Annotated in this window: 28 protein-coding genes; 8 read left to right on the top strand and 20 right to left on the bottom strand. The window is 68.8% G+C overall.

The window, feature by feature from the left end; genetic code table 11:
- Window positions 1–78: 78 nt before the first annotated feature.
- A complete protein-coding gene (locus ACFVMC_RS27115; RefSeq protein WP_379214807.1) occupies window positions 79–954 on the top strand; it encodes an oxidoreductase in 876 nt (291 codons plus the stop codon).
- On the opposite strand, the gene ACFVMC_RS27110 is transcribed toward ACFVMC_RS27115, so the two are convergent.
- The gene (locus tag ACFVMC_RS27110) at window positions 951–1,886 is read right to left on the bottom strand and encodes an NADP-dependent oxidoreductase (RefSeq protein ID WP_379214805.1); all 936 of its coding nucleotides are present in this window, start codon (window positions 1,884–1,886) and stop codon (window positions 951–953) included. The genes ACFVMC_RS27115 and ACFVMC_RS27110 overlap by 4 nt on opposite strands.
- 113 nt (window positions 1,887–1,999) lie before the next feature.
- On the opposite strand from ACFVMC_RS27110, the gene ACFVMC_RS27105 reads away from it, so the two are divergent.
- The 3 genes from ACFVMC_RS27105 (at window position 2,000) to ACFVMC_RS27095 (ending at window position 3,956) form a co-directional block, all read left to right on the top strand.
- A complete protein-coding gene (locus ACFVMC_RS27105; RefSeq protein WP_379214803.1) occupies window positions 2,000–3,091 on the top strand; it encodes a GlxA family transcriptional regulator in 1,092 nt (363 codons plus the stop codon).
- Window positions 3,092–3,204: 113 nt separating this feature from the next.
- Complete coding sequence (locus ACFVMC_RS27100) at window positions 3,205–3,618, top strand: transcriptional regulator (RefSeq protein WP_379215327.1); 414 nt, start codon at window positions 3,205–3,207, stop codon at window positions 3,616–3,618.
- Window positions 3,615–3,956, top strand: coding sequence for a DUF3817 domain-containing protein (locus ACFVMC_RS27095; RefSeq protein WP_379214802.1), 342 nt, complete (start codon window positions 3,615–3,617; stop codon window positions 3,954–3,956). The genes ACFVMC_RS27100 and ACFVMC_RS27095 overlap by 4 nt, the downstream gene beginning before the upstream one ends.
- Here the strand turns inward: ACFVMC_RS27095 and ACFVMC_RS27090 are convergent.
- The 10 genes from ACFVMC_RS27090 to clpS form a co-directional block, all read right to left on the bottom strand.
- Window positions 3,953–4,561 carry a non-canonical purine NTP pyrophosphatase gene (locus ACFVMC_RS27090; RefSeq protein ID WP_379214800.1) on the bottom strand — a complete coding sequence of 203 codons (609 nt, stop codon included), beginning with the start codon at window positions 4,559–4,561 and terminating at the stop codon, window positions 3,953–3,955. The two genes, ACFVMC_RS27095 and ACFVMC_RS27090, sit on opposite strands and share 4 nt — an antisense overlap.
- Entirely contained in the window at window positions 4,558–5,325 is a 768-nt protein-coding gene (gene rph, locus ACFVMC_RS27085) for a ribonuclease PH (protein WP_379214798.1), read from the bottom strand. The genes ACFVMC_RS27090 and rph overlap by 4 nt, the downstream gene beginning before the upstream one ends.
- Before the next feature lie 21 nt (window positions 5,326–5,346).
- Window positions 5,347–6,111, bottom strand: a complete 765-nt coding sequence (locus ACFVMC_RS27080) for a cyclic nucleotide-degrading phosphodiesterase (RefSeq protein ID WP_379214796.1) — start codon at window positions 6,109–6,111, stop codon at window positions 5,347–5,349.
- Window positions 6,112–6,257: 146 nt separating this feature from the next.
- Complete coding sequence (locus tag ACFVMC_RS27075; protein WP_379214794.1) at window positions 6,258–6,938, bottom strand: rhomboid family intramembrane serine protease; 681 nt, start codon at window positions 6,936–6,938, stop codon at window positions 6,258–6,260.
- 72 nt (window positions 6,939–7,010) lie between these two features.
- Window positions 7,011–7,973 carry a PLP-dependent cysteine synthase family protein gene (locus tag ACFVMC_RS27070; protein WP_379214792.1) on the bottom strand — a complete coding sequence of 321 codons (963 nt, stop codon included), beginning with the start codon at window positions 7,971–7,973 and terminating at the stop codon, window positions 7,011–7,013.
- Between the two features lie 8 nt (window positions 7,974–7,981).
- Entirely contained in the window at window positions 7,982–8,254 is a 273-nt protein-coding gene (locus tag ACFVMC_RS27065; protein WP_379214791.1) for a MoaD/ThiS family protein, read from the bottom strand.
- Window positions 8,255–8,279: 25 nt separating this feature from the next.
- Entirely contained in the window at window positions 8,280–8,693 is a 414-nt protein-coding gene (locus ACFVMC_RS27060) for a Mov34/MPN/PAD-1 family protein (RefSeq protein WP_379214789.1), read from the bottom strand.
- A gap of 117 nt (window positions 8,694–8,810) precedes the next feature.
- The gene (locus tag ACFVMC_RS27055) at window positions 8,811–9,866 is read right to left on the bottom strand and encodes a P1 family peptidase (RefSeq protein WP_379214788.1); all 1,056 of its coding nucleotides are present in this window, start codon (window positions 9,864–9,866) and stop codon (window positions 8,811–8,813) included.
- Between the two features lie 6 nt (window positions 9,867–9,872).
- Entirely contained in the window at window positions 9,873–10,445 is a 573-nt protein-coding gene (locus ACFVMC_RS27050) for a DUF2017 domain-containing protein (RefSeq protein ID WP_379214786.1), read from the bottom strand.
- 23 nt (window positions 10,446–10,468) lie between these two features.
- A complete protein-coding gene (gene clpS, locus ACFVMC_RS27045; RefSeq protein ID WP_379214785.1) occupies window positions 10,469–10,795 on the bottom strand; it encodes an ATP-dependent Clp protease adapter ClpS in 327 nt (108 codons plus the stop codon).
- A gap of 95 nt (window positions 10,796–10,890) precedes the next feature.
- Between clpS and ACFVMC_RS27040 the strand changes: the two genes are divergently transcribed.
- Window positions 10,891–12,192 carry a nicotinate phosphoribosyltransferase gene (locus ACFVMC_RS27040; protein ID WP_379214783.1) on the top strand — a complete coding sequence of 434 codons (1,302 nt, stop codon included), beginning with the start codon at window positions 10,891–10,893 and terminating at the stop codon, window positions 12,190–12,192.
- Here ACFVMC_RS27040 and ACFVMC_RS27035 read toward each other — a convergent pair whose 3' ends face one another.
- Window positions 12,193–12,426 (bottom strand): hypothetical protein, encoded by a 234-nt coding sequence (locus tag ACFVMC_RS27035; RefSeq protein ID WP_379214781.1) that lies wholly within the window; start codon window positions 12,424–12,426, stop codon window positions 12,193–12,195.
- A 94-nt stretch (window positions 12,427–12,520) separates the two neighbouring features.
- Between ACFVMC_RS27035 and ACFVMC_RS27030 the strand changes: the two genes are divergently transcribed.
- The 3 genes from ACFVMC_RS27030 to ACFVMC_RS27020 all read left to right on the top strand — a co-directional run bounded on the left by ACFVMC_RS27030 (window position 12,521) and on the right by ACFVMC_RS27020 (window position 15,945).
- Window positions 12,521–13,084: an isochorismatase family protein gene (locus ACFVMC_RS27030; protein WP_379214780.1), complete on the top strand. Its 564-nt coding sequence runs from the start codon at window positions 12,521–12,523 to the stop codon at window positions 13,082–13,084.
- A 40-nt stretch (window positions 13,085–13,124) separates the two neighbouring features.
- On the top strand, window positions 13,125–15,161 hold the full coding sequence (locus tag ACFVMC_RS27025) for an ATP-dependent DNA helicase (protein ID WP_379214778.1): 2,037 nt from the start codon (window positions 13,125–13,127) through the stop codon (window positions 15,159–15,161).
- Window positions 15,162–15,243: 82 nt separating this feature from the next.
- Window positions 15,244–15,945, top strand: coding sequence for a class I SAM-dependent methyltransferase (locus tag ACFVMC_RS27020; RefSeq protein ID WP_379214776.1), 702 nt, complete (start codon window positions 15,244–15,246; stop codon window positions 15,943–15,945).
- Between the two features lie 48 nt (window positions 15,946–15,993).
- Here the strand turns inward: ACFVMC_RS27020 and ACFVMC_RS27015 are convergent, their stop codons facing one another.
- From ACFVMC_RS27015 to ACFVMC_RS26980, 8 genes are all read right to left on the bottom strand, one after another.
- On the bottom strand, window positions 15,994–16,479 hold the full coding sequence (locus ACFVMC_RS27015) for a hypothetical protein (protein ID WP_379214774.1): 486 nt from the start codon (window positions 16,477–16,479) through the stop codon (window positions 15,994–15,996).
- 57 nt (window positions 16,480–16,536) lie between these two features.
- Entirely contained in the window at window positions 16,537–17,163 is a 627-nt protein-coding gene (locus tag ACFVMC_RS27010) for a hypothetical protein (protein WP_379214772.1), read from the bottom strand.
- Between the two features lie 56 nt (window positions 17,164–17,219).
- Window positions 17,220–18,317 carry a serine/threonine-protein kinase gene (locus ACFVMC_RS27005; protein ID WP_379214770.1) on the bottom strand — a complete coding sequence of 366 codons (1,098 nt, stop codon included), beginning with the start codon at window positions 18,315–18,317 and terminating at the stop codon, window positions 17,220–17,222.
- A gap of 92 nt (window positions 18,318–18,409) precedes the next feature.
- Window positions 18,410–18,823, bottom strand: a complete 414-nt coding sequence (locus tag ACFVMC_RS27000) for a RidA family protein (protein WP_379214768.1) — start codon at window positions 18,821–18,823, stop codon at window positions 18,410–18,412.
- 67 nt (window positions 18,824–18,890) lie between these two features.
- Window positions 18,891–19,451, bottom strand: coding sequence for a DoxX family protein (locus ACFVMC_RS26995; protein ID WP_379214766.1), 561 nt, complete (start codon window positions 19,449–19,451; stop codon window positions 18,891–18,893).
- Window positions 19,452–19,577: 126 nt separating this feature from the next.
- Entirely contained in the window at window positions 19,578–20,939 is a 1,362-nt protein-coding gene (locus ACFVMC_RS26990; RefSeq protein WP_379214765.1) for an NCS2 family permease, read from the bottom strand.
- 87 nt (window positions 20,940–21,026) lie between these two features.
- Entirely contained in the window at window positions 21,027–23,573 is a 2,547-nt protein-coding gene (gene glgP, locus ACFVMC_RS26985) for an alpha-glucan family phosphorylase (RefSeq protein ID WP_379214763.1), read from the bottom strand.
- Between the two features lie 14 nt (window positions 23,574–23,587).
- Window positions 23,588–24,007 carry a VOC family protein gene (locus tag ACFVMC_RS26980; protein WP_379214761.1) on the bottom strand — a complete coding sequence of 140 codons (420 nt, stop codon included), beginning with the start codon at window positions 24,005–24,007 and terminating at the stop codon, window positions 23,588–23,590.
- Window positions 24,008–24,078 lie beyond the last annotated feature (71 nt).

Here is a 24,078-nt window from a genome sequence, read left to right as displayed (position 1 = left end):
GCCGGTCGGGCGGGTATTGTCTGAGCCAATTCCGCCGTACCCTTCCCCCCGAACTTACTCCAGAGTAAGGTTGGGTGCATGGCGTGGAAACCAGCACAGATTCCGGATCAGACCGGGCGCACCTTTGTCATCACCGGCGCGAACGGCGGGCTGGGTGCGGAAACCACCAAGGTCCTCGCCGCCAAAGGCGCCACCGTCATCATGGCCTGCCGGAACGCGCAGAAGGCCCAGGCGGTCGCCGAGGCCATCCCCGGCGACGTACGCACCGCCACCCTGGACCTGGCCGATCTGGCCTCGGTCCGCGAATTCGCGGACCGCTCCGGCGAATTCGACGTCCTGATCAATAACGCGGGCCTGATGAACATTCCGTTCTCACGCACCAAGGACGGCTTCGAAACCCAGTGGGGCGTCAACCATCTCGGGCACTTCGCGCTCACCGGGTTGCTGCTGGACAAGATCGGCGATCGGGTCGTCACCCTGGCCAGCATCGCGCACAAGCAGACACCGAAGTTCTGGGTCGACGACCTGAACTACGAGCACCGGCGCTACCAGCGGAACCTGGCCTACGCCCAGTCGAAGCTGTCGAACCTCATGTTCGCCCGCGAACTCCAGCGTCGGCTCACGGCGGCGGGCTCGGTCAAGCGCTCCTACGGCGTGCACCCCGGCGTCTCGGCCACCGATCTGTTCGCTCGCACCGAGACCTGGGCCGACAAGGTCGCCAAGCCGCTCATCCGCATCATCGGCCACCCGCCGCACAAAGCCGCGCACTCCACTCTGTTCGCCGCCACCATGCCCGACGCCGACCCCGAAACCTACTGGGGCCCAGCCCGGTTGATGCAGAGCCAGGGCCCGGTCGAGCCGTCCCCGTCCAGCAAGCTCTCGCAGGATCAGAAGCTGTGGCAGCGGCTGTGGGAAGAATCCGAACAGCGCACCGGAGTCACCTACACGTTCTAGCCGACGGTGAGCACGATCTTGCCGGTCGTGCGTCCACCGGCACTGAGTTCGTGCGCCTCGGCCACGTCCGCGATCGGCAGCACCGCATCGATATGCGCTCGGAGCCGACCGGCCTCGGCCAGTGCGGCGATCTCCCGCATGCCCTGGAGGTCGGCCTCCACCGCCATGAACCGGGCCCGCTTCCCCTGCGGCGCAGCGAGTTCCGCGAGCTGATCCTCGGCGGGCGAGGCCAGTGACACCACGATCCCGCCGGGGCGCAGGGTGCGCAGCGAACGCGGCCCGTACTCGCCGCCGATCGGGTCGAGGACCACGTCCACGTCGGTGACCACGTCGGCGAAATCGACCGCGGTGTAATCGATCACCTCGTCCGCACCGAGACCACGCACGAATTCGCGCTTGCCCGCGCTCGCGGTCCCGATGACATACGCGCCCCGCGCCTTGGCGATCTGCACCGCCACATGCCCGACCCCACCGGCCGCCGCGTGGATCAGCACGCGCTGCCCGGCCCGCACCTCGGCCACGTCGACCAGCGCCTGCCACGCGGTCATCGCGACCAGCGGCAATGCCGCGGCCTCGGTGTGGGTGAGCTCCGCGGGTTTGGCCACCAGGTGCCGAGCGGGCGAGGTGACGTACTCGGCGTAGGTGCCCGCAGGCAGCGGATGCCGCGGCATCCCGAACACCTCGTCACCGGGCCGGAAACGGGTGACCCCGGGCCCGACCGCCTCCACCACACCGGACACGTCCCAGCCCAGCGGCACGATCCGGCCGACCAGCCCACCGGAGAACCGATGCCACACATCGGTGGGGTTGACCGAGGTCGCGTGCACCCGCACCAGCACCTCGGCCAGCCCCGGCACCGGCTTGTCCACCTCGACCAGCCGCAGTACCTCGGGTCCGCCGAACTCGTCCTGCCGGATCGCACGCATCGTCATATCTCCTGTCCTCGGAGCCGGTTCCGGTCGAATCGGCCGCGCCGAGACCAGAATTCCGCAGCCGGGCACGGACAACGAGTGGCAAGAAGGCCAATATATGCAAGGATCTTGCCATGCATCGCGTGGTCGTTCTGGCCCTGGACGGGGTCTATCCCTTCGAATTGAGCATCCCCGCACGGATCTTCGGTACCGCCTTCGACACCGACGGCGCACCGCTGTACGAGGTCCTCACCTGCACGCTCGACGGCCGGCCGGTACGCAGCAACGCGGATTTCGGCATCGCGGTCGAACAGGATCTGACGGCCCTGCACACCGCCGACACAATCGTCATCCCGCCGTTCGTCGGGTGCGGGTCCGAGTCCGCGGCGGACTGGCTGCCCGCTGAGCTGGCCCAGGTGTTCGACGGGTTGCGGCCCGAGGTCCGGATCGTCTCGATCTGCACCGCGGCCTACGTGCTCGCCGCCGCCGGGCTACTCGACGGCATGCCCGCCACCACACACTGGAACCGGGCCGCCGACTTCCAGCGCACCTTCCCGCAGGTCCATGTCGACCCGACCGTGCTCTTCATCGATCCCGGCCGGGTGCTCACCGCCGCCGGGGCCGCGGCAGGCATCGACCTGTGTCTGCACCTGGTGCGGCGCGACCACGGAACCGCCGTCGCCAACCGGGTCGCCCGGCTGTGCGTCGTCGCGCCGTGGCGTGCCGGTGGGCAGGCCCAATTCATCGAACGCCCCGTTCCCGAACCCGCGTCCTCTCCCATCACCGACACCCGTGCGTGGGCACTACGACACCTGGACCGTCCACTCACGCTGTCCGAACTCGCCGAGCAGGCCCGAATGAGCGTGCGCACCTTCTGCCGCCGCTTCCGCGACGAAGTCGGCGTACCGCCCGGGCAATGGCTCACCCAGCAGCGCGTCGACCAGGCCTGCCTGCTCCTGGAAACCACCGACCTGCCGATCGACCGCGTCGCCACGGATTCCGGCTTCGGCACCGCCGCCGCCCTGCGCCAGCACCTCACCGCCACCCTCGGCGTCTCCCCCACCGCCTACCGCCGTACTTTCCGCGCCGCCGCCACGAAACCCGTTACCCCGGCCGAGGGCCCCTTGTCCGTGACCGCACTGATGGACCGGTTCGAAGGCTTGGGCAAAGCCTTCCAAGCCGCAGGACTCGAGCCGCGCATTCCGGATCGGCATCACGACCGGTGATCGACCTGCTCCTACGGCCGCTGTAGTAGACGGGTACCGTGTATGTCGTGTCCGCCCCTCCCCGCCGCTCGGCACACAGGTCCTTACCCACCCCGCCGACTTCGTCGGCTTCCATCCCCCGACGCCCGGCTCTGATCGTCCTGGTTGTCGTGTCCGCGCTGGCCTGCCTCGCGCTGGGGTGGTGGCAGTGGGAGCGGTTCGAATCGGCCAGCGGTACCGGGCAGAACCTCGGTTACGCGTTGCAGTGGCCGTTGTTCGCCGGGTTCGCGGTCTTCGCCTACTTCCGGTTCGTGCGGCTCGAGCGTGAATCCAGCGACGACGGCGACCACGTCCCGAAGCCCGTGCAGACCGTCGCGGCACGCGAGATTCCCGCCGGAATCCTGCCCGAGCGCCCGAAGGCGGCTCGCGACGACGACCCGGTCCTGGCCGAATACAACAAATACCTGGCCGACCTGCACGCCAAAGACCTCGACGACCAGGTCCGCAAGGCCGGACTGGACGCCCGCACCGAGAGGAGCGCCGGATGAGCGCCACGGAAACCGCGCCCGGCGCGAAAACCCAGAAGATCGCGGCGGCACTCACCCGCTACCGCGCACTGGCCTGGATCACCGGCCTGTGGCTGCTGCTGCTCACCGCCGAGATGATCGCCAAATACGGCTTCGGCGTCGACACCCCCAGCTGGATCGCCGTCGTGCACGGCTGGGTCTACTTCGCCTACCTGCTGGTGACCGCCGACCTCGCCGTCAAGGTCCGCTGGCCGCTCGGCCGCACCGTCGGCACCCTGATCGCGGGCACCATCCCGTTCCTGTCCTTCTACGTCGAGCATGTCAACGCGAAGAAGGTCAGGGACGAGTTCGGCGTCTAGTCCGACGCGAGTTCCGACAGCGCGGGCAGCAACTGCCGTAGCGCCCGGCCACGGTGCGACGCGGCGTCCTTCGCGGCCGGCGTGAGTTGCGCCGCGGACACCTCGCCACCGTCCGGCACGAACAGCGGATCGTAACCGAAACCGCCGTCGCCCTGCGGTGTCCGCGCGACCCGGCCCGGCCACTCGCCGCGCACCACCAGTTCCGCGCCGCCCGGCACGACCAGCGCACAGGCGGAGACGAACTGCGCGCCACGCCGCGCGTCCGGAACATCGCCGAGCTGCCCGAGCAGCAGGGCGTTGTTGGCCGGATCGTCACCGTGCCGACCGGACCAGCGGGCCGAGAGCACGCCGGGCATACCGTTCAGCGCGTCCACCGCGATCCCGGAATCGTCGGCCACACAGGGCAATCCGGTGGCGGCGGCACCGTCACGGGCCTTCGCCAGCGCGTTCTCCTCGAAGGTCGCGCCGGTCTCGGGTGCCTCGTCGTAGGGCGGCACATCGTCGAGGCCGACGATCTCGACCCCCGCGACCCCGGCCTCGTCGAGAATCCGCCGCAGCTCGGCCAGCTTCTTCACATTGCGGCTGGCGACCAGCACACGCCTCATCGACGCTTCTCCACCGGTTCGGGCAGCACACCCGGATACGGCAGCGCAAGCGCTTCCTTCTGCACCTGGAACAGCTGGTCGCAGCCGGCGAGGGCGGCGTCGAGCATCTTGTCCAGGGTGGAGCGCGGGAAGGTGGCGCCCTCGCCGGTGCCCTGGATCTCCACCAGGGTGCCGGTATCGGTGGCCACCACATTCATATCGACCTCGGCGCGCGAGTCCTCCTCGTACGGCAGATCCAGCCGGACCCGGCCGTCGACGACGCCGACGCTCACCGCGGCGATCGCGCACGAGATCGGCTGCGGATCGGCCAGGCCGCCCGCCGCGCCCAGATAGGTGACCGCGTCGGCCAGCGCGACATAGGCTCCGGTGATCGCGGCGGTGCGGGTTCCGCCGTCGGCCTGGAGCACATCGCAGTCGATCGCGATGGTGTTCTCGCCGATGGCCGCGAGGTCGATGCAGGCGCGCAGCGACCGGCCGACCAGCCGGCTGATCTCCTGGGTGCGGCCACCGACCCGGCCCTTCACCGATTCACGCCCGGAACGGGTGTGGGTGGCGGCGGGCAGCATCGCGTATTCGGCGGTGAGCCAGCCCAAGCCGGAGTCGCGGCGCCACGGGGGCACGCCCTCGGTGACGCTCGCCGTGCACATCACCCGGGTCTGCCCGAATTCGACCAGCACCGATCCCGCTGGATGCGTGGTGAATCCCCGGGTGATCCGGACCTCGCGGAGTTCGTCGTCCGCCCTGCCATCAGCTCGTCTCGACACGGGCTGAGCTTAGCCGCTGGCTCAGATGTCGAAGGTCTCGCCCGGCGCGACCGCGTGCACGGGCCCGGCGAAGGCGGCCTTCGCCTCGGCGATCACGTCTTCGCGGGAGGTCCACGGCGGAATATGGGTGAGCAGCAGTTCCTTCACCCCGGCACGGGTGGCGATCTGCCCGGCCTCGGTCCCCGAAAGGTGAATGCCGGGTGGACGATTCGCCGGGTCATGAGTCCAGGACGCTTCCGACATCAGGATGTCGGCGCCCGCGGCGAGTTCGAGTACCGCGTCGCACATGGCGGTGTCACCGGTGTAGACGAAGGTGCGGCCGGATGCGCCGGTGATGCGCAGGCCGTAGGACTCCGGCGGATGGAACATGCGCCGCGCCAGCACGGTGTGCCCGGGACCGAATTCGATCAGATCGTTCTCCGCCCAGGCGCGGTGATCGATCACATCGGACCAGTCGTCGCATTCGCCGCCGACCTCGGCGGAGGCATTGCCGATCCGCACCGCCGCGTCCGACGGGCCGCGCACGATGGCCTTACCGACCGGCGGAGTCGGGTGATAGCGCCGCCACACCAGCAGACCCGGCAGGTCGAGGCAGTGGTCGGCGTGCAGGTGCGTGAGGAAGATGTCGACCTCGCCGGGATCGGCGTAGCGCTGGAGCGCGCCGAGTACACCGGGGCCGAAATCGATGACCACCGGTCGCATATCCGGTCCGGTCAGCAGGTACCCCGACGCTGGGGAGTCCGGGCCGGACACACTGCCCGAGCACCCGAGGACGGTAAGGCGCATCCCATCATGCTGCCACGACGAATTTTCGGTCACCACTCCACCTCGCTAACGCTCGGCTCTGCGGCGCCCGAAGGTGCTGTGCCGATGGTTCCCTCGCTACGCTCGGTCACTGATGGATCCCCCACATTCGGCTGCGTTCGAGAGCCTCACCTGGGCTGCGCAATGATCCCCGACTGATCCCCGCGACGGCTTCGGCGTGCATCACCCGAGAGTACCCAGCCTGCCAGCAGTCCACCCGCCGCACCGAAAAGATGGCCCTGCCAAGATATTCCGGGCTGGCCCGGCAGCACGCCCCACAGCGCGGAACCGTAGAGCGCGAAAACCACCAGTCCGAGCAGGATCTGGCCGATATTGCGGGCGAACCAGCCGCGTGCGATCAGGTAGGTGAGCCAGCCGAAGATCAGCGACGACGCACCGACGTGCACGCTGTGGTCGGGGCCGATCAGCCAGGTGCCGACACCGGCGACCACCCAGATGATCGCGGTCGCGGCCAGACCGCGGGCGATACCGCTGAGCAGCACCAGGAATCCGAGGACCAGCACCGGCAGGGTGTTGCCGATCAGGTGCGACCAGTCGTCGTGCAGTACCGGCGCCCACAGGATCCCCCACAGCCCGTCCGGCTCCCGCGGCTCGACGCCCGCCTGCTGAAGGCGGCTACCGGAAATACTGTCGACCACCTCGATGCCGTACAGCAATGCCACGAAACCGAGGATCAGTACCCCGGCCTGCGCCCAGACCCGCTGTCCACCCCCGGCGGGCTTGCCCACCTGCCCCCGCAGCCGCGCGATCCGTCCCGGATCGAACGACGGCCCAGTGCCGCCGGCCATGGCAACCTCCTCGTCGCGGCATCGCCAGCGGTCGGCGACCCGCCCCATCGAGAGTACCGGCGCGACCGGGAGCTAGGCCCAGAGCTGGCCGTCGAGCCGCTCCTCGGCTTCCTCGAGGGTGCCGTCGTAGGCGCCGGTGGACAGGTACTTCCAGCCGCCGTCCGCGACGACGAAGGCGATATCGGCGCGGCGGCCCGCCTTCAGCGCCCTGCGGGCGACACCGAGCGCGGCATGCAGGATGGCGCCGGTCGAGATGCCCGCGAAAATGCCCTCCTCCAAGACCAATTCGCGGGTCCGCTTGACCGCGTCGAACGGGCCGACCGAGAAGCGGGTGGTCAGCACGGACTCGTCGTAGAGCTCCGGGATGAATCCCTCGTCGATATTGCGCAGTCCGTAGACCAGCTCGCCGTATCGCGGTTCGGCGGCGACGATCTCGATATCGGCGACCTTCTCACGCAGGAAACGGCCGGTGCCCATGAGAGTTCCGGTGGTGCCGAGCCCCGCCACGAAATGCGTGATCTCCGGCAGGTCCGCGAGGATCTCCGGACCGGTGGTCTCGTAGTGGGCGAGCGCGTTGGCCGGATTGCCGTACTGGTACAGCATCACCCAGTCGGGATGCTCGGCGGCGATCTGCTTGGCCTTGGCCACCGCCTGATTGGAGCCGCCGGCGGCGGGTGAATCGATGATCTCCGCACCGAACATGGTCAGCAGCTGACGCCGCTCCACCGAGGTGTTCTCCGGCATGACGCAGATCAGCCGGTACCCCTTGAGCTTGGCCGCCATCGCCAGCGAGATCCCGGTATTGCCGCTGGTCGGTTCCAGAATGGTGCAGCCGGGCGTGAGTCTGCCTTCGGCTTCGGCCTGCTCGATCATGCGCAGCGCCGGACGGTCCTTGATGGATCCGGTCGGGTTGCGGTCCTCGAGCTTGGCCCACAGTCGCACATGATCCTCGCCATCCCATTTCGGAGACAGCGTGCGCAAACCCACCAGCGGAGTATCGCCGAGGGTCGCGATCAGCGATTCGTAGCGCGCCACAGCGGTTTCTAGCCTCCGGCGACGGCGGGCAGGATGGTGACGGACGCGCCCTCGGGCACCTCCGCCGCGAGACCACCGGCGAAGCGCACGTCCTCGTCGTCGACGTAGATGTTGACGAAGCGGTTCAGCTTGCCGTCCTTGAGCAGGCGCTCGGCCAGGCCCGGATGGTTCGCGTCGAGGTCGGTGATCAGGGCGGACAGCGTGTCGCCGCTGGCCTGCACGCGCTTCTCACCGCCGGTGAGGCTGCGCATGATGGTCGGGATGGACACGGTTACCGACATGGAAGGACTCCTCGATTGCTGGGGTTCAGTACTCGTCGACGATCTGCACGGGCTCTTCGGTGACCACACCGTCGAGGATCCGGTAGCTGCGCAGCTCGTGCCGCTCCGGATCGCGGGTGGAGATCAGCACGTAGTGCGCGTCGGGCTCGGCGGCGAAGGAGATATCGGTGCGGCTCGGGTACGCCTCGGTGGCGGTGTGCGAGTGGTAGATGACGACCGGTGTCTCGTCGGCGTCGTCCATTTCGCGCCACACCTTCAGCTGTTCACCGGAGTCGAACCGGTAGAACGTGGGCGAGCGTTCGGCATTGACCATGGCCACGAATCGCTCCGGCCGATCCGACCCCTCGGGCCCGGCGATGACGCCGCAGGCCTCGTCCGGGTGGTCGGCGCGCGCGTGCGCCACCATCGCGTCCACGAGGTCGCTCTTGATCACCAGCACCAGTCGAACCCTTCCGTACTCCGGCTGTCCCAGCCGACAACGACCCAGGATATTCACCTATTCCCGGCATAGCGCGCACCGGCACCAGCTCGGGTGATCTGTTACACACCTTCGGTGTCAGGCGGTGAACAGGTCGCGATAGGCCGGGATCCCGGCGACGCTGGTCGCGGACAGCACGGCGTCGAGTACCGCGCGTTCCACGGCCACCGCGGCCGCGGTGCAGATCGCGTCCAGGACCAGCAGGTCGGCCGGGAACGCCGGCGGCATCGGGTACCGGGACGGCGTGGCGGTTCCGGTGGCGAGCGCGAACAGGGTGTCGCCGTCGAGCGGGGAGTGCGCGGGCCGGATGGCGCGGGCCAGGCCGTCGTGCGCCGTCGTCGCCATGCGGCGACAGCCGATCGGGTCCAGGGGCGCGTCGGTGGCCACCACGCCGATCGTGGTGTTCAGCACGGTGCCCTTGACCGGCAGCGCGTTCGCCCGGGCCAGCTGTTGCGGTGTGGGCGTACGCAATCCGAAGAACTCCGGCCCGTCGGTGCCCGCACTCCACGGCAGACCGGTGCGCGGATCGAACACCGAACCGACCGGATTCGCCACGATCAGCGCCGCCACCGTCACCCCCGCGGCGGGCCCGTCGCCCAGCACGATGCTGGCGCTGCCGACACCACCCTTGAGCGATCCGGCCCGGGCGCCGACGCCCGCACCCACCGATCCCCGGGCGAAGTCGACCGCCGCCGCCTCGGCGGCGCGGAAGCCGAAGTCGCCGGTGGGCCGGATTCCCCAGCCGCCCACCGGCAGATCGAAGATGACCGCACCGGGCACGATCGGCACCACCTTGGCCGGGTCGGCCGGATCCATGGCGATGCCCTCGCCGTGTTCCTCCAGCCACCGCATCACGCCGTCGGCGGCGGCCAGACCGTAGGCGCTGCCGCCGGTGAGCAGGATCGAATTCGCCTGGCGCACGGTATTGCCCGGGTCGAGCAGGTCGGTCTCCCGGGTGCCCGGCCCGCCGCCGCGCACGTCCACCGCGGCGGTCGCACCGCCCGGTGCGTGCACCACGGTGCACCCGGTGGCGGCGCCGCTGCCGAGTGTGGCGTCGGCGTCGAGCGCGTGGTGGTGGCCCACCAGCAGTCCGTCCACATCGGTGATCGAATTCCGGGGCCCGGTCGCACTCATGCGGGGTTACTCGGGCGAGAGGGCTTGCAGCAGGGAGTCCTGCATCCAGGTGAGCCAGTGATAGACATCCAGGTGCACACCCCGCGGATCGTCGGGTTCGAGCTGGTCGGGGGTGTCGGCGTCGATGTTCAGGACCGTGCCCAGCGCCAGGCGGACATCGGTGAGCGCCGTCAGCCAGGCGTCGGCCTGCTCCGGGGTGAGCGAGATCTTCCCGCCCTCGACCGGGACGGTATTGAGTACGACTCCCGCGGCGGCGACCTTGGTGTCGATGATCTCCGGCTCGTGCAGGCCGCGCAGCGCGCTGTTGAGATCGGATCGCTCGGCATCGGGGGAACCGGGCTCGCTGCGATGGAAATCGGGCAGCAGGCGCTTGAGCCGCGGGTCGTCCGGCGGCGCGGTATTGCCGCTGCGCAGACCGGTCAGGGCGGCCAGCTCGTCCTCGGGCGCGGACTGCGCCCGCTCGACCAGCAGCCCGGAGACCGTGCCGACCAGCGACCGCAACACCGCGGCCTCGCGCTGGTCCATCTCGGACCGCAATTTGAGGCCGCTCAGCGAGTTCTTCCGGCTCCACTTCCGCACGGAGACTCAGGGTAGTCGCAAGTTCATTCGTCCCGTTGCATCGTGGCCCACAGGCCAGCCGCGTGTAACCGGCGTACGTCCTGCTCCATCTTGTCGCGCGAGCCCGACGACACCACGGCTTTGCCCTCGTTGTGTACCTGGAGCATCAACTCGGTGGCCTTCGCCTTGGTGTAGCCGAACAGCTTCTGGAAGATGTAGGTGACGTAGTGCATCAGGTTGACGGGGTCGTCCCAGACCACCGTCACCCATGGGCGGTCTTCCGCCTCCAGGACCTCGGTGTACTCGACCGCTTCCGGAGTCGCCTGTGCCGCCGACAGCGTCGTTGTCAGTTCCGTTTCGCACAAGGCCATAACGTCCAGGGTACGACGCGACCCAGCAAGCACAACACCTGCGAACAAGCTGGCGGATAAGGGCACGGTTCGGTCTCGATGTCTACAGTGACACTGTGCAGACACCCAGCACCGCGCTGCTTACCGACCAGTACGAACTCACCATGCTCGCCGCGGCCCTGGCCGATGGTTCCGCGGAGCGCCGATGCACCTTCGAGGTGTTCGCCCGGCGGTTGCCGAACGGGCGGCGCTACGGCGTGGTCGCGGGAACGGGACGTGTGCTCGAGGCGCTGGAGCGATTCCGGTTCGGTCCCGAGGAGCTGGCCGTGGTGTCTCGTTTCCTGGACGAGGACACCGTCGCCTGGCTGCGCGACTATCGCTTCACCGGCGATATCGACGGCTACGCCGAGGGTGAGCTGTACTTTCCAGGCTCGCCGATCCTGACCGTGCGTGGCAGCTTCGCCGAGGGCGTGGTGCTGGAGACGCTGATCCTGTCCATCCTCAATCACGACAGCGCGATCGCGTCGGCCGCGGCGCGAATGGTCAGCGCCGCCGCGGGTCGCCGGATGATCGAGATGGGGTCGCGGCGTACCCACGAGCTCGCGGCGCCGTCCAGTTCACGGGCCGCGTATCTGGCCGGTTTCGACACCACCTCGAATCTGGAGGCGGCGCGGCAGTTCGGGGTGCCGAGCGCGGGCACCAGCGCGCACGCGTTCACCCTGTTGCACAGCGGGTCGGATGGGGAGCACGAGAAAGAGGCCTTCCGCAGCCAGATCGCGGCACAGGGCATCGGCACCACACTGCTGGTGGACACCTTCGACATCACCCAGGGCGTGGCCAACGCCATCGAGGTGGCGGGCCCGGAACTCGGTGGGGTGCGCATAGATTCGGGTGACCTGGGCGTGCTGGCCAAACAGGTCCGCGATCAACTCGACGCGCTCGGCGCCACCGGCACCCGCATCGTGGTCTCCGGCGATCTGGACGAGTACGCGATCGCGGCGCTGCGCGGCGACCCGGTCGACGTGTACGGCGTCGGCACCTCGCTGGTCACCGGATCCGGCGCGCCGACCGCGGGCATGGTCTACAAACTCGTGGAGGTGGACGGCCTGCCGGTCGCCAAACGCAGCAGCCACAAGGAATCCCGCGGTGGAACCAAGCAGGCGATCCGGCTGTCCCGGCGCACCGGCACCGTGGTGGAGGAAATCGTCTACCCCGCAACGGGTCCCACGCCCGCCACGGACGGGTTCGAGGTGCGCGAACTCCGGACGCCGCTGGTCCGGGGCGGGAAGGTGCTCGACGGGCTGCCCACCCTGGCGCAGAGCCGGGACCTGGTGCGCCGCGGACTCGTGAGCCTGCCGTGGGAGGGACTCAAACTCTCGGCGGGCGAACCCGCGATCCCGACCACGTTCGTGCGTTGATCAGCGGCGGCGCTTGGTGAACAGGGTGGCGCCGACGAAGAGCGCGCCGAACAGCGCGCCGCGCCCGGCGAGCCACCCCCACTCGCCGCCGTCGGCCGGCCACTCGAACAGCAGTGTCAATCCGCTGAACCCGAGCGCGCACACCGCGAACAGCACCGCGTATCCCGCCCAGATGATCACGGTGCCCATGGCCCAGCCCAGGCGGGCCTGCCGGTCGAGTCGGTCGCTACTCATCGAATCCCCCCAAAAGCGCACTGCGGCCACGGCACAACGCAATCGTGGCCCGGTAGCCTCAGTTTACAACCGCGCGTAATTAAGGAGCCTCGTCATGAACCGGGCGTTGATCATCGTGGACGTGCAGAACGATTTCTGTGAGGGCGGGTCGCTGGCGGTGGCGGGTGGCGCGGCGGTCGCCGAGCGGATCAGCGCACACGTCGCGACCAGGGATTACGCCGCCGTCGTCGCGACCAGGGATTACCACATCGATCCGGGTCCGCATTTCTCCGACGATCCCGATTTCGTGGACAGCTGGCCGCCGCACTGCCGGGTCGGCACGCCGGGCGCGGAATTCCATCCGAACCTGCGCACCGACCGCGTCGAGGAAATATTCGCCAAGGGCGAATACGCCGCCGCCTATTCGGGTTTCGAAGGTGCCGCCGCCGACGGCAGCACCTTGGCCGCCTGGCTGCGGTCCCGCGATATCGACGCGGTGGACGTCGTCGGCATCGCCACCGATCACTGCGTGCGCGCCACCGCCCTGGACGCGGAGCGTGCCGGCTTCGACACGCGTGTGCTGCTCGACCTGACCGCGGGCGTGGCTCCGGCGACGGTCGAGGCCGCGCTCGAGCAGATGCGCGAGGCGGGCATCGAACTCCAGGGCACCGCCGGGTAACCCAGTGTCCGGTGTCGGTGAGGAGCAGTAGTCTGCTCGGGTGCCTGAACTCCCGTCCGCTCTGGAGCTGTTGTCCACCGCCGTCACCGCGCTGGGTGGCAAGGAGCGCAGCGGGCAGGTGACCATGGCCTCGGCGGTCGATCACGCGATCGACACCAAGGAGCATCTGGCCGTGCAGGCGGGCACGGGTACCGGTAAGTCGCTGGCCTACCTGGTGCCGAGCCTGCGGCACGCGGTCCGCACCGGGCGCACGGTCGTGGTGTCCACCGCCACCATCGCCCTGCAACGCCAGCTCGTCGATCGGGATCTGCCGCGGCTGGCGCACGCGCTGAAGCAGCCACTCGGCCGGGAAGCGCAGTTCGCGATTCTCAAGGGCCGCAACAACTATCTGTGCCTGAACAAGATAAACAGCGTGCTGCCCGAGGAACCGGAGCAGGAGCTGTTCGACGCGTTCGCGATCTCCCGGCTCGGCCGCGAGGTGCAGCGCCTCAACGAGTGGGCCTCCGACACCGACACCGGCGACCGCGACGAACTCGCGCCCGGGGTCAGCGATCGAGCCTGGCGGCAGGTCAGCGTCTCCTCCCGGGAATGTCTCGGCAAGACCCGGTGCAGCTTCGGCCAGGACTGCTTCGCGGAGAAGGCGCGCGCGGAATCCGCGCAGGCCGATGTGGTGGTGACCAATCACGCGCTGCTGGCCATCGACGCCATCAGCGGCATCCAGGTACTGCCCGAACACGATGTGGTCGTGATCGACGAGGCACACGAACTGGTCGACCGGGTCACCGGCGTGGCCACCGCGGAGCTCGCGGCCACCGCGATCAGCGCCGCCGCGCGCCGCTGCGCCAAACTCATCGACGAGCGCGAGGTCGACCGGCTCGAGGGCGCGGCCGAGGCCTGGCACGACCTGCTCGAGGAGCTGCCCGCCGCCCGCTGGGACGTCATGCCCGATGGTGTCGCGCCGGTGCTCGCGCTGGTCCGCGACACGGCCTGGAACGCGCGCACCGAGCTGGCGCCGCCCGGTTCCTCGAAGGAGCAGGCCGATCCGGACACCGCGGCCGCGCGCACCCAGGCGCTGGCCGCGATCGATGAAATACACGACAGCGCGGTGCGGGCGCTGACCGCCTTCGACGAACCCGATCCGGCGACCCGGCGCGACGTCATCTGGCTGGCCGCCGACGACATCCGCGGGGTGAGCCGCAAATCGCTGCGGATGGCGCCGCTGTCGGTGGGCGGGCTGCTGCGCAGCCGTCTGTTCGGCACCTCCACCGTCGTGCTCACCTCGGCCACTTTGCAGATCGGCGGCTCGTTCGACAGCCTGGCCGTCACCTGGGGACTACCGGCGCAACAGGGCAATCGCCCCGACCCGGCGACCGCCAACGGCGCGCAGGCACCTTCCGACAGCGAGACCGTGCGCTGGAGTTCGATCGACGTGGGCTCCCCGTTCGATCACGCCAAATCCGGAATCCTCTATGTCGCCAAGCATTTGCCCGCACCGGGGCGCGATGGGCTCGCACCCGCCTACCTGGACGAGATCGAGCGATTGATCACCGCGGCCGGTGGGCGCACCCTCGGCCTGTTCTCCTCCATGCGCGCGGCGAAGGCGGCCACCGAGGCGCTGCGGGAACGGCTCGACACCCCGGTGCTGTGTCAAGGGGACGACGCAACCGGTGCGCTGGTGCGCAAGTTCGCCGACGATCCGGAGACCTCGCTGTTCGGGACGCTGTCGCTGTGGCAGGGCGTCGATGTGCCCGGCCCGTCGCTGAGTCTGGTCATCCTGGACCGCATTCCCTTCCCGCGCCCGGATGACCCGCTGCTCACCGCACGGCAGCGGGCGGTGGAGTCGCGCGGCGGCAACGGGTTCATGACGGTGGCCGCCAATCACGCGGCGCTGCTGCTGGCGCAGGGCACCGGTCGGCTGTTGCGCAGCGTGGACGACAAGGGCGTGGTGGCGATCCTGGACTCCCGGCTGGCGACCGCGCGCTATGGCGGCTATCTCCGGGCGACGCTACCGCCGTACTGGGAGACGGCGGACCCGGACGTGGTCGTCAAGGCGCTGAAACGGCTGACCGCGGTATAGCCCGTAGCCCGCTGAGCCGGTCCTCGGTTTCCTGACGCAGTTTCGGTTTCGCCAATCGGCGTCACGTGAGACCGTTGTCCAGATGAAGCACCCTCTCGACACTGATGTCCTCGGCGAATTCCTGGTCAGTGCACGATCTTTGGCGGAATACCGCGCGATCTTCGACCTGGCCGACGCAGACCTACAGGGCCGCCGCATCCTCGATTGCCCGGGCGGGGCCGCCAGCTTCACCACCGAAGCCAGCGACCTGGGCGCCCACGTGACCGCCGCCGATCCGATCTACTCGCGCTCCGCCGAGCAGCTACGGTCCCTGGCGGTCAGCGAAACCGACCGTGGAAGTGATTGGGCCACGGCGCATTCCGACCGCTACCGCTGGGACTGGTACGGCGACCCGGAGCGGCATCGCGCGCTGCGGCACGCGGCGGCCGGCCGTTTCGCCGCCGATCTGACGGCGCACCCGGAGCGCTACATGGCCGCGGAGCTACCCTCGCTTCCGTTCCGGGACAACAGTTTCGATCTGGTGCTCAGTTCGCATCTGCTGTTCACCTACGCCGATCGGCTCGACGCCGATTTCCATCTCGCGGCCCTGCTCGAGCTGGCCCGGGTGAGCGCTTGGGAGACCCGGCTCTACCCGCTGGTCGACCATATCGGGCGCCATCACGATGTTCTGGTCGAGCATCTTCGGAAAGAGCTGCGGGACAAGGGTATCCATTCCACACTGCGGGAGACGGAGTACGAGTTCCATCACGGTGCGAACACCATGCTGATTCTGCACGGCGACTGAGCGCCGGGGTGTGCCGTGTCCAGCGGTGCGCTGGACACGGCGACCGCCTCAGCTCAGCGTGAAGGTGGCGGTGCCCGAGATCTGTTCCATCTCTCGATCCCTGGAATCCAGGGCGACGATTCGAGCTTCCACCCGGCCGACGCCCGGCGCCGTGCCGAAGCCGACGATCACGCCATCGGCGGTGTGCTGGACGACGCCGTTCACGACGGGATGCTGCTGCCCGTCCGCGTATCCGCTGTCCAGGTTCTTGAAGCGCACGGCGACTTTCCAATCCGCGCACTCCTCCCCCGTCTGCGTGATCTTCACCCGCACGCCGAAGGTGCCGGACTTCTCCTGCGGCACAGTCACCGCGTCGATGATCGCGGAGCAACTGGTCGGAATCAGTCGCGTCAGCGTAGGCGTGAACGGCGCGCCCGGTTCGTGCGGAATTGCGATGGACGGCCCCGTCGAACCGATAACCCCCGCGGCGGTCACCGCGGCGGCAACCCCGACCCGGGCCGAAAACTGTTGCAGCTGCTTACGATTGAGAGTCATGCCCGGTTAGTCGCCCATCCGCACGCCCTTGTTACTACATCAGTTGCGTTAGTGAAATCACTGTAACGCCCGGTGCCCCGACTCGGCGAGCACCCAATCCCGCAGCACCGGAGCGATATTCGGCCCCTCCCGGTAGCAGCACACATCCAGCCGACCGGCCAGGATGGCGGTCCCCCATGCCTGCCACAATTCTCGAAAGTGCTGATCGGCCACCGCACCGGAGGTCTGCGACCAGATCGCCAACCATGGTTCGACGGTATCGGTCAGCGGCACCAGGAAACACAGCTCCAGCCGCGGTGCGCCCTCGGCGTCGGACAACGCCTCCCGCCACAGGGTTTCGCAGAACACGCGAATCGCCTCGGCCTCGGGCCAGTCCCGCCACCGCGCCGCGTACAACCGGCAGCCGACCATCTCGGGATCGAGTGCGCTGCCGCCCTCGGCGACCGCACGCAGCAGACGGGGCGCGATCCAGCGCAGCCACGGCACGCTGTCGTCGAGTGTGCTCCCCCAGCTGAACACGGCGTGGAACAGCTCCGAATCGGGGATGGCGTCCAGCGGTCCCGAGAGCCGCCGTAATTCCTCGGCGCTGAAGCAATGTGAGCAGCCCTCGATCGGCCGGGTGCGGCCGGTGCGGCGGCCGAATGCTCGATCCAGTGCGGTGAGCGCTGCTTCCATCGTGGTCACGCTGCGACGCTAGCGCTTCGATACCGGCCGCTGCCAGGCTATTTCGCGGCTGGAGGTCAGCGGAGCAGCAGGATGGCGGCGGCGGCGAGGACCAGCACGGCGACGATGCAGAGGCCCGCGATGAGTGGCGCGTTGGATCGGGACTGGTTCATTTCCCGCAGCGGCGCGGGATGCGGGTGCGCCGGGGGCTGGGCGAAACCGGGATGGCCGGTCATCGCGGCAGGCGGATGGGGCGCTGCCGTGGGCGCCCGGTTGACCGGCGGCATGGGCCGTCCGCCGACCTGGACCGCCGGGCCGGGGACCGGCGTGCGGACCGGGCCCGGACCGCCCTCGAGCGCCAGACGGGCGGCGTGGGCGAATTCTCGGCAGGAGCGGAAGCGCTCGGCCGGTCGTTTGGACAGCGCGCGCGACAGGACGGCGTCCAATTGGGTCGGCAGCCCCCAGCGGACCTCGCTGATCGCGGGTGCGGGCTGCTGGAGATGCCCCTGCACCAGCACGGAGGCGTGTGTGGACTCGAACGGGGACCTGCCGGTCAACAGCCAGAACAGGGTGCAGGCCAGGGAGTACTGGTCGGCGGTGGCGTCGAGTTGCTCGCCCATCAGCTGTTCGGGCGAGGCGAAGGCCAGGGTGGCGGTGAAAGCGCCGGTCTCGGTGAGCTGTCCGGCGTCGTCGCGCAGCTTCGCGATGCCGAAATCGGTGAGAAACACCGGTTCCGGTCCGGTCGCCGACCGCGCCAGCAGAATATTGGCGGGTTTCACATCGCGGTGCAGCACGCCCATCTCGTGCGCGAAGTCCAGTGCCGCGGCGGTTTCCGAGACGATCCGCATGGCCTGCTGCGGCGGCAGCGTGCGGGTGTCGAGATTGCCGGCGTCGGCGCCGTCGATGTACTGCATGGCGATCCACAGCTGGTCGCCCTCGAGCCCGCTACCGTGCGAGGCGACGATATTCCGATGCCGCAGCCGCCCCACCAGATCGGCTTCGCGTTCGAAACGCGCGCGGACCCGGCTGTCGGCGAACAACTCCCGATTCAACAGCTTCAGCGCGACCCGCTGCGCCGATCCCGGGTCGCGAGCCAGGTACACCGAGCCCATGCCACCGCGTCCGAGCCTGCGCTCGATGACATATCCGGCGAATGTCGTACCCGCGGCCAGCATTCGGCTCTCCTCACTCGATCGGCCATCCCGCCCGACCCTAACGCGCGTCGGCCCGGCCCGCGCATTCACGCCGACCGGGCCGAGATCGTGGCTCAGCTCGCGGCGGCGACGGCGTCCACCTCGAACAACATGTCCGGCATGGCCAGCGCGGCGACGCCGGACAGGGTCTGCACCGGCGGCCGGTCGCCCCAGATCGCGGCGATCTGCTTGCCGAGCACCTCGAGCTTGCCGAGGTCGTGGTCGACGATGAAAGTGCGCAGTTGGAAGACGTCGGCGTAGTCCAATCCGGCAGAGCGCAGGGCGACACCGAGATTGGCGAAGGCGCGCTGCACCTGGGTGGCGAAATCGTCGCTGGTGGTGTGCCCGTCGGCGTCGGAGTCGTATTGTCCGGCGATGAAGACCAGGTCGCCACGCACCCGGGCGACGTGGCTGTAGCCGAAGCCGGTGGGGTCGTGCAGTTCGGCGGGGTTGCTGATATCGATGCTCATATCGTGACGACGACGCACCTCGCCGAAGTGTGACACAGCGAAAGCCCGCCTCCCATGCGGGAGACGGGCTTTCACGGTCGAGGTGTCAGAGCACCCACTTCAGGATCAGGGTCAGTACCCCGGCGGCGACGGCGAGCGCCACCGCGCCGGTGCCGATCACCACGCCCTGGCGCTGCCACGGCCGGTTGTGATCGAGCGAGTACTTACCGGCGCCGGTGTAGGCGAAGATCACGCCCGCCGCGGCGAACAGCAGCGCCATCTCGTAGCCGGGCTGCCAGCCCTGCGCGGTCACCGCGCCGAACAGGCCGTTGGGCCAGGTGGCGTTGATCGCGTTGATCATGGTGCCGATGGTGATGGCCGCGGCCAGCGGGGTGGCCAGGCCCAGCAGCAGCAGGAGGCCACCACCCAGCTCGCTCAGTGCGGCGAGGGTGCCGAAGAGCTTGCCCGGGTTGTAGCCCATCGCTTCGAACGAGGCGTTGTTGGTTTCCAGGCCCGGGCCGTCGAACCACCCGAACAGCTTCTGCGCGCCGTGGGCCGCCATCAATCCGCCGAAGATCACGCGGCCGATCAGCAGGCCGAGGTCCGCGGCGCCGGCGCCCTGGACGGTGGTGGTCTCGGTGGTTGCCTTGCTTTCGGTGGTGGTCATGCTGGTTCCTCATCCCTGCGTGGTGGACACGTTCGTAAGCCTCGGTAACAACCGGACCGGGGTCCGATTGAAGCATGTTCTGACCCAACCACGTCAAAGCGGCAACTATTCCAACGAGCGGCGAACTTATTCGGCCAGGAAGAAGAAATAGCCGGCGAACACCACCATCAGCACCCACATCGCGGGGTGGATCTCCTTGATCCGGCCTTTCGCGGCCATGACGATCGGATAGAAGATCATGCCCATCGCCAAGCCGTTCGCGATCGAGTATGTGAGCGGCATCATGATCACGGTGATGAACGCCGGGATCGAGTATTCCAGTCGCCCCCAGTCGATTTCACCGAGCGAGCGCGCCATCAGGATGCCGACGACGATCAGCGCGGGCGCGGTGATCTCCGCCGAGCCCGCCACGATCGCGAACACCGGATAGCAGAACATCGCGAGCAGGAACCACCCCGCCGTGGTGACCGCGGTGAGCCCCGTGCGCCCACCCGCCGTGACACCGGCCGTCGATTCGACGTAGGCGGTGGTGGTGGAGGTGCCGATGACCGCGCCGGCCATGGTGCCGACCGAGTCGGCGGCGAACGCGCTGGACGCGCGCGGCAGGCGGCCATCCTTGTCCAGCAGCCCGGCCTGGTTCGCGACGCCGATCAATGTGCCCGAGGCATCGAAGAAGTCGACGAACAGCATGGTCAGCACGACCACGACCATCTGCCCGGTGAACGCGTCGGGCAGATGGATGATCGCCTGACCGAAGGTCTGATCCAGGCCCTTGGGCATGGCCACGACACCGTCGGGCAGATCGACCAGGCCGGTGACGATGCCGAGCAGCGCGGTGAGCACGATGCCGTAGAGCACGGCCCCGTGCCAGCCGCGAACCAGGAAGATCACGGTCACCACGAGTCCGAACAGCGCGAGCAGCGTGGTGCCCTTGTGGAAATCGCCGAGGGTGACGAACGTCGCCTCGCTGGCGCGCACGATCCCGGCGGCCTTGAGCCCGAGGAACGCCACGAACAGGCCGATGCCCGCGCCGACCGCCAGTTTCATCTGCATCGGGATCGAGTCCAGGATCTTTTCCCGGACCTTGGTGACCGCAAGGAAGAAGAAGATGATGCCGGACAGGAGCGTGCCCGACAGCGCGACCTGCCACGGAATGCCCATGCTCAGCACCACGGTGTAGGCGAAGAACGCGTTCAGACCCATGCCCGGCGCGAGCGCGATCGGGTACTTCGCCCACAGGCCCATGACCAGCGTGCCGAACACCGCCGCCACCGCGGTCGCGGTGAATACCGCCTGGGTGGGAATGCCCTTCTCACCCAGTGGGCCGAGATCACCGAGCACAGCCGGGTTGACCGCGAGCACATAGGACATAGCCAGGAACGTGACCGTGCCGGCCATCAACTCACGCCGGGTAGTCGAGCCGTTGGCCTGGACGCCGAAGAATTGGTCGATGCGACTACGCGCGCGCCGGGTCACGTCGGTGGCCATGTGGGATCTCCAGTCGTGGCTGAGTACAAAAGGGGTGCTCAGGCACGTTAGCGGACAGTTGACCGAATCGCAGAGTCGCCGGGCGGCCTAGGCGCTCGGGGCAGCCACCAAGCCGAGTTCGGCGGCGCCGGCCAGCAGCTCGTGCCGGGGCAGCACCCGGACCGTGTAGCCGACCGCGCCGGAGATCGGGACCGGAGTGTCGACCGTGAACAGCTCGGCCCCGGCGTCGGCACCCCGGTGGCGCATCGGGATGGTGGTGACCTCGGAGAGATCGTCCGTCGGCGACACCCGGCCGAGCACGGCCTGCACCTGCACCTCCGAGACGCCGAGCCCGCCCAGGTCGACCCGCGCGGTCAGCGACAGGTGCGCGCCGATGATCGGGGTATCGGGCAGGCCCGCACTGTCCACCTGGACCACCCGCACCTTCGGCCAGGCCGCTTCCACCCGCTGCCGGTAATCCGAAACCGAACGTGCACCGGCGAACTCGTCCGCCACGGCGGCGCGGTAGGCGGCGGCGGCCGGTGCGTAGTAGCGCGTGGTGTAGTCGCGAACCATGCGGGAGGCCAATACCTTCGGGCCGAGCGTCCGCAGGGTGTGCCGCACCATCTCCACCCAGCGCACCGGCAGGCCCTGCCCGTCGCGCTCGTAGAACCGGGGCGCGACGGTGCGCTCGACCAGGTCGTAGAGCGCGGCCGCCTCCAGATCGTCGCGACGGTGCTCGTCGAGCACACCGTCGGCGGTCGGGATGACCCAGCCGTTCTCGCCGTCGAACATCTCGTCCCACCAGCCGTCCCGAATGGACAGGTTGAGGCCGCCGTTGAGCGCCGACTTCATGCCCGAGGTGCCGCACGCCTCCAGCGGGCGCAGCGGATTGTTCAGCCACACATCGCAACCCCAGTACAGGTACCGGGCCATCGACATGTCGTAGTCGGGCAGGAAGACGATGCGGTGGCGCACCTCGGGGTCGTCGGCGAACCGAACCACCTGCTGGATCAGGGATTTGCCGCCCTCGTCGGCGGGATGACTCTTGCCCGCCACCACCAGCTGGATCGGCCGCACCGGATCGAGCAGCAGGTCGCGCAGGCGCTGCGGGTCGCGCAGCATCAGGGTGAGCCGCTTGTAGGTCGGCACCCGGCGCGCGAACCCGACGGTGAGCACCGTCGGGTCGAAAATGCTGTCCACCCAACCGAGTTCGGCTTCTGCGGCACCACGCTGCAACCAGGATGCCCGAACCCGACGACGTACTTCCGTGACCAGCCGGTCGCGCAGCTCGTTGCGGACCGACCAGAGTTCGCCGAGTTCGGCCGCGCCCAGTCGTTCCCAGCCCCGCTCCTCGTACAGCTCCCCGTCCGGCCACTCGCGCGCGGCCCAGGTCGGCGCGTGCACCCCGTTGGTGATCGACCCGATCGGCACCTCGGCCGGATCGAAGCCCGGCCACAGCGGTCCGAACATCCCCCGGCTGACCTCGCCGTGCAACTGCGAAACACCGTTGGCGCGCTGCGCGAGTCGCAGACCCATGTGCGCCATGTTGAATACGGCGGGATCACCCTCCCGGCCCAGCGCCAGGATTCGATCGACGAAAAGGCCCGGCAGCATGGCGGATTCGGCCTCGCCGTGCGCACCGCCGAAGTAGCGGCGCACCAGCGGCATCGGAAACCGGTCGATTCCCGCGGGCACCGGCGTGTGCGTGGTGAAGACCGTTCCGGCCCGGACGGCCGCCAGCGCCGTCTCGAAATCCAGTCCGCCCGAGACGTATTCGCGGATTCGCTCCACCCCGAGGAAGCCGGCGTGCCCCTCGTTCATATGGAACACGTCGGGATCGGGCAGACCCGCGGCGCGGGTGTAGGCGCGCACCGCGCGCACACCGCCGATACCGGCCAGGATCTCCTGTTTGATCCGATGGTCCTGATCGCCGCCGTAGAGCCGGTCGGTGACCGCGCGCAGTTCCGGATCGTTTTCGGCGATATCGGAATCCAGCAGTAGCAGCGGGATCCGCCCGACCTGCGCGATCCACACCCGGGCCCGCAGCACCCGCTGATCCGGCATGGCCACGTGGATCAGCACCGGCGAGCCGTCGGCGCTCAGCAGTCGCAGCGGCAGGCCCTGCGGATCCAGGGCCGGATAGTGCTCGATCTGCCAGCCGTCGGCCGACAGCGACTGCCGGAAATAGCCGGAGCGGTACAGCAGTCCGACGCCGATCAGCGGCAGCCCCAGGTCCGAGGCGGCCTTGAGGTGATCGCCCGCGAGGATGCCCAAACCACCGGAGTAGTTCGGTAGCACCTCGGTGACGCCGAACTCCATGGAGAAATAGGCGATCCCCCGGATGTGCTCGGCCGAGCGCTGCTGGAACCACCGCGGTTCGGCCAGATATTCGCGCAGATCGGCCACCGCCGCGTCCACCCGCGCGGTGTAGCCGGGGTCGTCGGCCAGTTCGTCCAGCCGCGCCGCGGGCACCTCGCCGAGCATTCGCACCGGGTCGTGCCCGACTTCGCGCCACAGCGCCGGGTCCAGCCGCTCGAACAGGTCCTGGGTGGGCCAGTGCCAGGACCAGCGCAGGTTGGTGGACAGCTCGACCAGGGCCGCGAGCCGCTCGGGCAGATGGGCACGGACGGTGAATCTGCGCAGCGCTTTCACCCCGCGAACCCTACCTAATCGGTCCTGAACTGCTCGGCGTACGCCGCCGAGGGCGGGATCTCGGTGATCATGTCGATCAGCACCCCGCTGGGGTCGGCGACGATGAAGTGCCGCTGGCCGAAATCCTCCGAGCGGATCTCGAGCTCCGGTCGCAGCCCGCCCCGCACGACCATCCGCTCCCACTCGGCGTCGACATCGTCGACCTCGAAGTTGAGCAGCAGCCCCTGCACCGGCTTGCGGTAGGCGGCGGGGACCGTGGGGTGGGTGTAGTCCAGTAGCGCCAGTTCGAAGGACTTCCCGCCTTGCTGCCGCCGCAGGCTGATGTACCAGTCGGCCTCGAACACGATCTCGAAGCCGAGCCAGTGGGTGTAGAAATCGCGGGCCTCGGCGATCTTGCCGGTGCCCAGGACCGGGTAGAAGCTGTGCAGTTCCATGTCCTTCACCTTTCACGTACCGATGGTATGTGAGCTAAGCTAGCTGGCATACCGTCGGTATGTCAAGGGAG

The organism is Nocardia sp. NPDC127579 (genome assembly GCF_042672005.1).
Lineage (GTDB): Bacteria > Actinomycetota > Actinomycetes > Mycobacteriales > Mycobacteriaceae > Nocardia.
Note: the sequence above shows the minus strand (reverse complement) of the source record. Positions and strands in the feature narration are given on the sequence as shown.